This window comes from Pseudonocardia sp. KRD291 (genome assembly GCF_019263595.1).
Taxonomy (GTDB): Bacteria; Actinomycetota; Actinomycetes; order Mycobacteriales; family Pseudonocardiaceae; genus Pseudonocardia.
This window is the reverse complement of record NZ_JADQDD010000016.1, coordinates 33,691-42,300: the sequence shown is the minus strand read 5'-3', so window position 1 is coordinate 42,300 and position 8,610 is coordinate 33,691. Positions and strand designations below refer to the sequence as shown.

The window sequence follows — 8,610 nt, the reverse complement described above, 5'->3', positions numbered from 1 at the left end:
TCGCGTCAGGGCTCCACAACGCGGATGGTGGGGTGGGGGTCAGTCCGGTGGCGGTGGGATCTGGCGGCGGACGTTCTGGTCCGGGAAGACGTAGCGGCGGAACGCCCACCAGCGGAACGCCATCCCGACCAGCGTGCCCAGGATCTGGCCGGACAGGAAGTCCGCGACCTCCTGGGTGAACAGGCTGACGAACGGCTCCTGCAGATCGAACAGGTAGCGCGATGCGGCGAGCGGCGCGGTGTAGGCGGCCACCCCGAGACCGCTGATCACGAAGAACAGCAGCGCCTCGTGATGGCGCTCGCGACCACCGCGGGTCCGGAACGACCACTCGCGGTTGAGCACATAGGACACCATGGTCGCCACCAGCACCGCGATGATCTTCGCGGTGAGCGGCTTGGTGTCCAGTACGGTCGTCTTGAGCAGCACGAACACGACGGTGTCGATGATCCACGTGGTGCCACCGACGAACAGGAACTTGACGAGCTCGCGGTGCTTGATCGCGACGTCGCGGTACGGCTGAGGGATGCGCGCGAGCGCCGTCTCCACCACCGTCACCCGATCGATCGTGCCAGAGCGCCGGGCGCCGACCTCGCCCGACCCGGGGTCGGCCGGGTGCGCAGAGCGTGCTCGGCGCGGCGCACTAGGCTGGCCGTCTTGTGAGCAGCGTGAGTGGCAGCAGCCCGACGCCCGAGGGCGTTCCCGAGCCCCCCGGCGCACCGGGAGCGGTGCGCGATCCCGGCTCGATGCCGGTCGTCGGCATGGTCGGCGGCGGGCAGCTGGCCCGGATGACGGCCCAGGCGGCCGTCGCGCTCGGGCAGACGTTGCGGGTGCTGGCCGCGGGCCCGGGCGACCCGGCCGCGCGGGTCACCCCGGACGTCGTGTCCGGGGACCCCGACGACGTCGCCGCGCTGCGCCGGCTGGCCCGCGGCTGCTCGGCCGTCACGTTCGACCACGAGGGCGTCCCGCAGGCCGCGCTCGCCGCGCTCGAGGCGGCCGGGGTGCCGCTGCGGCCGTCGCCGTCGGCGCTCGAGCACGCCCAGGACAAGCTCGTGATGCGACGGCGCCTGGCCGCGATGGGGGTGCCGGTGCCGGCGTTCGCACCGGTGCAGGACCCGGCCGACGTCGAGGCGTTCGCGGCCGAGCAGGGCTGGCCGGTGGTGCTCAAGGCCGCCCGCGGCGGCTACGACGGCCGCGGCGTCTGGTTCCTGCGCGAGCCGGACCCGGACCTGGTGACGCGGCTGGTCGAGGCCGGCACGCCGCTGCTGGTCGAGCAGGCCGTGCCGATGCGCCGCGAGCTGGCCGCGCAGGTCGCCCGCTCGCCGTTCGGGCAGGCTGCGGTGTGGCCGGTGGTCGAGACGGTGCAGGTCGAGGGCCAGTGCGCGACCGTCCTGGCCCCGGCGCCGGGGCTCGACGAGGACACCGCACTGCAGGCGCAGGCGCTGGCGCTGCGGGTGGCCCGGGAGCTGGACGTGACGGGGCTGCTGACGGTCGAGCTGTTCGAGACCGACAGCGGTCTCTCGGTCAACGAGCTGGCGATGCGCCCGCACAACTCCGGGCACTGGACGATCGAGGGCGCCCGGACCTCGCAGTTCGAGCAGCACCTGCGCGCGGTGCTGGACTACCCGTTGGGCTCGACCGCCCCGACCGCCCCGGCCGTGGTGATGGCCAACGTGCTCGGGGCCGCGGCGGCGCCGTCGATGTCGATGGACGAGCGGCTGCACCACTGCTTCGCCCGCTTCCCGGACGCCCGGGTGCACCTCTACGACAAGGGCGAGCGCCCGGCCCGCAAGATCGGGCACGTGACCGTGCTGGGGACCGACCCCGCCACCGTGCGCACCCGCGCGGAGCTGGCCGCGACCTGGCTGGCCACCGCGACCTGGGCCGACGGCTGGTCGGTGCACGACGGCGATCTGCCCGGTGGAGACCCCGAGGAGGCCGACCGTGGCTGAGCGGAGCGCACCCCGGGTCGGGGTGATCATGGGCAGCGACTCGGACTGGCCGGTGATGGGTGCCGCCGCCGAGGCGCTGGACGAGTTCGGGGTGGCCTACGAGGTGGGCGTCTACTCCGCGCACCGCACGCCGCAGCGGATGCTCGACTACGCGAGCACGGCCGTGGACCGGGGCCTGTCGGTGATCGTGGCCGGGGCAGGCGGGGCGGCGCACCTGCCCGGCATGGTCGCCGCGGCCACGCCGCTGCCGGTGATCGGCGTGCCGGTCCCGCTGAAGACCCTCGACGGCCTGGACTCGCTGCTCTCGATCGTGCAGATGCCGGCCGGGGTGCCGGTGGCGACGGTCGCGGTCGGCGGCGCGCGCAACGCCGGTCTGCTGGCGGTGCGGATCCTCGCCGCGACCGAGCCGGCCCTGCGCGAACGGATGACGGCGTTCCAGGCCGAGCTCGAACGGTCGGTCCTGGAGAAGGACGCGGCGTTGCGCGACAAGGCTTCCGGCGCCTGACGCGGTGAGCGGATCGGCCGTTCCGGTGATCTCCGATCGGCGCCGGATTTCTCGTGGCGCGCACGCCGGATCCGGTCGTAGGCTGGCCGTACACAGGAGAGGAGGTGGTCCCGCGTTGAATAGCTGCAGGACGTGTGAGGTGGCTGTCCGCTAGCACCACGTTTGCTCCGGGGCCCTGCCGACGTACTGCGCAGCCCCGGCGACGGTCGTGGAAACCGGTGTGGTGCCGGTGAGTTCCAGGCGGTCACCCGTGATCCCCGGGTCCGAGCCCGTCCAGCTCGGTGACGCACCGATGGTGCGGCCCGGGGATCACGCATGTCCGGACCCGGTTGATCGCTCAGCCGGTCCGTCGCTCCGACCGGCCGTCCTGCCGGCCCTCCAGGGCGTTCGCCGCGCGCTCGAGCCGTCGGGTCACGTCCTCGAGCCCGGCGTCGTCGGGCTCGAGGGGCAGCATCGGCGCGACCCGGCGGAAGTGCCCCCGGCAGGCGTCGACGTCGGCCAGCCGGCCGCCGTCGGCCAGCCAGCGGCGCAGCGCCTGGTTGTGCGCGGCGACGATCGCCGCGGCGCTGACCGCGGCGCGCAGCTCCCCGTCCGGCACCCCGGCCAGGCGGGCCGTCAGCTCCCGGGTGAACAGCCGCCGGTAGTGGTGCACCGACGCGGCCTCCCGGTCGCGCAGCGCCGGGACGTCGCGGACCAGCCGGAACCGGCTCCGGGCGACCTCGACGTCGTCGAGGTAGAGGTCGAACACCGTCTCCGCGGCGCGCAGCACCAGCGGCAGCAGCGGCTCGGTGGGGTGCGCGCCGGCGAACACCTCGGCGATCCGGGCCAGGCCGAGCTCGTGGTCCGGGGAGAGCGCGTCCTCCTTGCCGCGGAAGTAGCGGAAGAACGTGCGGCGCCCGACGCCGGCCGCGGTCGCGATGTCGTCGACCGTCGTCTCGTCGTAGCCGTGGTCGGCGAACAACCCGGCCGCCGCCGCGACGAGCTCACGGCGCACCTCGGCGCGGCCCTCGGCGGACCGTCCCCGTCGCGTACCGGCCGCATCGGACATGGCACGCAGGGTAGCAAGTCGTCTTGCTTGTGGCACGCAGTGCCGTTACGGTGAACGCAGACGGACTACACGAGGTCAGCACCGATGAAGGAACAGGGCAGATGAACAGCGAGTTCGACAGCTACCGGCTCAGCGACGAGCACGAGGCCCTGCGCGAGGCCGTGCGTGACCTGGCGGAGAAGGACATCGCACCGCACGCGGCCGAGGTCGACGAGGAGGCCCGCTACCCCGTCGAGGCCCGCACCGCCCTGGTCAAGGCCGGTTTCCACGCCATCACGATCCCGGAGGAGTACGGCGGCGAGGGTGCCGACGAGCTCGCCGGCTGCATCGTGATCGAGGAGGTCGCCCGCGTCTGCGCGTCGTCCTCGCTGATCCCCGGCGTCAACGGCCTCGGGCTCACCCCGATCCTGCTCTCGGCCTCCCCGGAGCTGAAGAAGCAGGTGTTCCCGTCGATCGCCTCCGGCGAGTCGATGATCAGCTACGCGCTCTCGGAGCGGGAGGCGGGCTCGGACGCCGCCTCGATGAAGACCCGCGCCCGCCGCGACGGCGACGAGTGGGTCCTCGACGGCACCAAGTGCTGGATCACCAACGCCGGCGAGTCGGACTGGTACACGGTGATGGCCGTGACCGACCCGGAGAAGAAGGCCAGCGGCATCTCGGCGTTCGTCGTGCACAAGGACGACCCGGGCTTCGAGGTCGGGCCGAAGGAGCGCAAGCTCGGCATCCACGGCTCGCCGACCCGCGAGATCTACTTCCAGGGCTGCCGCATCCCGGAGGACCGCATCATCGGCGCCGAGGGCACCGGTTTCAAGACCGCCCTCGCGACGCTCGACCACACCCGCCCGACGATCGGCGCGCAGGCCGTCGGCATCGCCCAGGGCGCCCTCGACGTGGCGATCGACTACGTCAAGGAGCGCTCGCAGTTCGGCAAGAAGATCGCCGAGTTCCAGGGCCTGCAGTTCATGCTCGCCGACATGGCGATGAAGGTCGAGGCCGCGCGCCAGCTCGTCTACGTCGCCACCTCGCGCGCCGAGCGTGGTGAGAAGGACCTGGGCTTCATCTCCTCTGCCGCGAAGTGCCTCGCCTCGGACACCGCGATGAGCGTGACCACCGACGCCGTCCAGCTGCTCGGCGGCGCCGGCTACACCCGCGACTTCCCGGTCGAGCGGATGATGCGCGACGCGAAGATCACCCAGATCTACGAGGGCACCAACCAGATCCAGCGCATGGTGATGGCCCGCAGCCTGCTGAAGTAGCACGCCGCCCGGCCCGCCCGGCCTCGCACCGCCGCCGCGAGGGGGCCCTTCGGGACGATATGCGCCCCCAAGGGCCCCCTCGCGTTCGTCCGGGTGTCCCGGGCTCAGAGCAGGAAGCCGAACAGGGGGCTGTCCGGGGGGATGGGCTCGATGTGCGGCGGGGCCTCGTGCATGCGCTTGAGCAGGGCCGGGAGGTCGTCCGGCGACCCGAGCTCCACCCCGACCAGGGCCGGGCCGGTCTCGCGGTTGCTGCGCTTGACGTACTCGAACAGCGTGATGTCGTCGTCCGGGCCGAGGACGTCGTCGAGGAAGCGGCGCAGGGCACCGGGCTCCTGGGGGAACTCGACCAGGAAGTAGTGCTTTCGGCCTTCGTGCACCAAGGCGCGCTCGACGATGTCGGCGTATCGGCTGACGTCGTTGTTGCCGCCGGAGAGCAGGCATACCGTCGTCGCGTCGCGGGGGATGTCGAGGGCGTCCGCGGCCGCGGGGGACAGGGCCCCCGCGGGCTCGGCGATGATCCCGTCGGACTGGTAGAGCTCGAGCATCTCCACGCAGATCCGGCCCTCGGGCACCGAGACGATCTCGATGCCGGAGCCGTTCACCACGTCGAACGTGGCCCGGCCGACCTTGCGCACCGCGGCGCCGTCGACGAACGGGTCCAGCTTCTCCAGCTCCACCGGCTCCCCGGCGACCAGCGCCGCGGCCATGCTCGCCGCGCCGGCCGGCTCCACCCCGATCACCCGGACGCCCGGGGCGTGCTCGCCGAAGTACGTCAGCGCCCCGGCGAGCAGCCCTCCGCCGCCGACCGGGACGACGAGCACGTCCGGCGGGTCGGCCAGCTGGGAGAGGATCTCGCGGGCGATGGTGCCCTGGCCGGCGACGGTGCGCGGGTCGTCGAACGCCGGGACCTGGGTCGCGCCGGAGGACGCGGCGTGCTCGCGGGCCGCGGCGGCGGCCTCGTCGTAGGTGTTGCCGACCACCCGGACCTCGACGGCGTCGCCACCCAGGCGGGCCACCCGGTCACGCTTCTGGCGCGGCGTCGTGCCCGGCAGGTAGACCCGCCCGCGCACACCCAGGCGCTGGCAGGCGAACGCGACGCCCTGCGCGTGGTTGCCGGCGCTCGCGCAGACCACCCCGGCGGCGCGGTCGGCGTCGCCGAGCTGGGCGATCAGGTTGTAGGCCCCGCGGATCTTGTAGGAGCGGACCGGCTGCAGGTCCTCGCGCTTGACCCAGACCTGCCCGCCCAGCCGGTCGGAGAGCCGGGGGTTGAGCTGCAGCGGCGTCGGGCCGATCACGGTGCGCAGACGGCCGGCGGCCTCGTCGACGTCGCGGGCGGTCACCGTGTGCGGAGCGGGTGTAGCGGTCACGACCACTTACGGTGCCACGCGGCCTCGCGATGGCCACGACCAGGGGCGTCAGGCCGACAGGCGGAGTGTGCAACGTTCGGTCTCGGCCCGGTGGTCCAGGCGTGCAGGGTCGGGGTGGCGGCACTGCACCAGCGACGCCCCGGCCACGAGCACGGCGAGCAGCCCCTCGCGCAGGCCCTCCGGGGTGTTCCACTCCCGCGTCGAGAGCACCCGGTCGCCCGCGCCGATGTCGAGCACGCCTGCGGCCTCCCGGGCGGCGGTCAGCACGTCGTCGCCGGTCGCGCCGTCCCACACGAGGGCGTCGGTGGGCACCGGCTCCCACGGCACGAACTCGTCGCCGTGCAGGCGCACCTCGGTCGCGAAGTCGATGACGCCCGAAGGCAGGCCGGACAGAGCCTTGCCGAACGCGTCCAGCGACAGCGCCACCACCCCGCCCTCGGCCCCGGCGCCCATCGCGGTGTCGAGGTGCTCGGCGTCGGTGAGCACCCACTGTGCGGTGGCCGGGTCGGTGACCAGCTCGGCGCCGCAGGACCACAGCGCGAGCAGCACGCTGGCGGTCTGCCAGTGCGCGGGCAGCAGCACCGCGACCCGGGTGCCGGGCTCGACGTCGCACTCGTCGCGCAGCAGGTTGGCGGCCTTGGCCGCCCAGTTCGCCGTCGTGGTGCCGGAGAGCTCCATCCGCTCGCCGGTCGCGTCGTCGTAGTGGGTGAGCAGCGGCTTGGCGGCGTTCGCGCCGAGCGCGGGGGCCAGCAGGGCGTCGGTCAGGGACACGCGCCGCAGGCTACGTGCCCGTGACCCCGCTCAGTCGATGCAGGGCACCCCGCCCGCGGTGATCGGCGGGGCGACCGGTGCGGCGGCGGGCGCCGACGCCGCGGACGCTCCGGCCGACCCGGACGGCCCGGACGACGAGGCAGCGGTGGCACCGGCGCCCCCGTCGTCGAAGTCGGTGCCGATCAGCACCTGCACCCGGCCGGGCGCGACCCCGTCGGACTGCTCCACACCGATCCCGCCGAGCGCGCCGGCCACCTGGCGGGCGGCCGCGTCGCCGTCGGCCCCGGCGTAGCGCACCACCGAGGTGACCCGGTCCGGGGCGTTGCCGACCGTGCCCGGGGTGATCCCGTTCTGGCTCAGCGTGCCCGCGACCTGCGCGGCCAGGCCGGTCGTCCCGGACCCGTTGCCGACGTCGGCGGTCACCGGGGCCGGTGCCGGGGCGTCCGCGGGCTCGGGTTCGGGCTCCGGCTCGGTCTGGCGGGCGACGAAGTCGCGGACCTCGTTCTCGTCGATCGCGAGGACGTCGCCGCGGGCGTTGTCCTCGGTACCGCCGGTGGGGATGGTCAGGAAGTCCATCTTGCCGGCCGCGATGTCCGAGGCCTGCCGGGCGAACGAGAGCACGTCCCACCCGGAGTCGATCACGACCGACTGCTGCACGACGCCGACCAGCGCGGAGAGCTTGTCCGAGTCGGTGAGCGTGCCGCCGGAGAGGATCTTGTTCGCGACCGCGGCCATGAACACCTGCTGGCGCTTGATCCGCGACAGGTCGCCGCCTGCCAGCCCGTGGCGCTGGCGGACGAACGCCAGCGCGTCGGCGCCGGCGATCGTCTGCGGACCCGCGGCGAAGTCGGCGCCGGAGAGCGGGTCGTTCGCCGGGGCCTTGAGGCAGACGTCGACGCCGCCGATCGCGTTGGTCAGGTTGTAGAAGCCGAGCAGGTTGACCTCGGCGTAGTGGTCGACGCTGAGCCCGGTGAGGTCCTGGACGGTCCGGATCAGGGCGCTGCGCCCGGTCGCCGACGACTGCTGGTCGATCTGCTTCGGGTCCTTCACCCCGTCGGCGACGAGCTTCGACGCGGCCTCGGCCTTCGTCGCCGGGTACGCGGCGTTGATCTTGTCCTGGCGGTAGCCGGGGATGTTCACGTAACTGTCGCGCGGGATCGAGAACGCGGTCGCGCTGCCGCCGTCGGCGGGCACGTGCACCAGGATGATCGTGTCCGAGTTCAGCACCCCGGAGTCGGCGCCGCTGCGCAGCTGGGCCAGGACCTCCGGGGGCAGCGGGTTGCCCTGGGCGTCGGTCCGGCTGTCCACCCCGACGAGCAGGATGTTCTGGTCCCCGCCGGAGGAGCCCCCGGTGATCACGTTCGTGGTGGTGATCCCGCTGGTCACGTCGTGGTAGAGCGACCACACGGCACCGGTCACGGCGACGACGACGGCGGAGAGCACGGCGACGGCCACCCGCAGCCGCTGCGACCAGCGGTCCCAGCCCCGCCCGGTGCCGGTCCGCGGCGGCACCGGGGTGCGGCCGCGCGCCTCGCGGCGGGCGGCGGCCCGCGCGGCGGCGGGCCCGGTGGAGGCCGAGCGCGACGGTGCGGTCGGCGCGGCCCGGGGCGGAGCCGGTGAGCGGTCGGTCCAGCGATCGGTGGAGCGCAACCACGGGTCGCGGATGTCGGTCACGGCGGCATCCGCCCCCTCTGCTGCGTCGTGGTCCGGCCGG

The 8,610-nt window shown here is 73.8% G+C and carries 8 protein-coding genes; 3 read left to right on the top strand and 5 right to left on the bottom strand.

Annotated features, from left to right (window positions below; genetic code table 11):
- Positions 1-39: 39 nt before the first annotated feature.
- Complete coding sequence (locus I4I78_RS04615; RefSeq protein WP_218609915.1) at positions 40-555, bottom strand: GtrA family protein; 516 nt, start codon at positions 553-555, stop codon at positions 40-42.
- Between the two features lie 188 nt (positions 556-743).
- On the opposite strand from I4I78_RS04615, the gene I4I78_RS04610 reads away from it, so the two are divergent.
- Positions 744-1,949 (top strand): 5-(carboxyamino)imidazole ribonucleotide synthase, encoded by a 1,206-nt coding sequence (locus I4I78_RS04610; RefSeq protein WP_218609924.1) that lies wholly within the window; start codon positions 744-746, stop codon positions 1,947-1,949.
- Complete coding sequence (purE, locus tag I4I78_RS04605; RefSeq protein ID WP_308251897.1) at positions 1,942-2,454, top strand: 5-(carboxyamino)imidazole ribonucleotide mutase; 513 nt, start codon at positions 1,942-1,944, stop codon at positions 2,452-2,454. The genes I4I78_RS04610 and purE overlap by 8 nt, the downstream gene beginning before the upstream one ends.
- Before the next feature lie 337 nt (positions 2,455-2,791).
- Here the strand turns inward: purE and I4I78_RS04600 are convergent, their stop codons facing one another.
- Entirely contained in the window at positions 2,792-3,502 is a 711-nt protein-coding gene (locus I4I78_RS04600; RefSeq protein WP_218609914.1) for a TetR family transcriptional regulator, read from the bottom strand.
- A 101-nt stretch (positions 3,503-3,603) separates the two neighbouring features.
- On the opposite strand from I4I78_RS04600, the gene I4I78_RS04595 reads away from it, so the two are divergent.
- Positions 3,604-4,758 carry an acyl-CoA dehydrogenase family protein gene (locus tag I4I78_RS04595; protein ID WP_218609913.1) on the top strand — a complete coding sequence of 385 codons (1,155 nt, stop codon included), beginning with the start codon at positions 3,604-3,606 and terminating at the stop codon, positions 4,756-4,758.
- 104 nt (positions 4,759-4,862) lie between these two features.
- On the opposite strand, the gene ilvA is transcribed toward I4I78_RS04595, so the two are convergent.
- The 3 genes from ilvA to I4I78_RS04580 all read right to left on the bottom strand — a co-directional run bounded on the left by ilvA (position 4,863) and on the right by I4I78_RS04580 (position 8,570).
- Positions 4,863-6,098: a threonine ammonia-lyase IlvA gene (ilvA, locus tag I4I78_RS04590; protein ID WP_218609922.1), complete on the bottom strand. Its 1,236-nt coding sequence runs from the start codon at positions 6,096-6,098 to the stop codon at positions 4,863-4,865.
- 75 nt (positions 6,099-6,173) lie between these two features.
- Positions 6,174-6,896, bottom strand: coding sequence for a TIGR03089 family protein (locus I4I78_RS04585; protein WP_218609912.1), 723 nt, complete (start codon positions 6,894-6,896; stop codon positions 6,174-6,176).
- Between the two features lie 30 nt (positions 6,897-6,926).
- The gene (locus tag I4I78_RS04580) at positions 6,927-8,570 is read right to left on the bottom strand and encodes an LCP family protein (RefSeq protein ID WP_218609911.1); all 1,644 of its coding nucleotides are present in this window, start codon (positions 8,568-8,570) and stop codon (positions 6,927-6,929) included.
- Positions 8,571-8,610 lie beyond the last annotated feature (40 nt).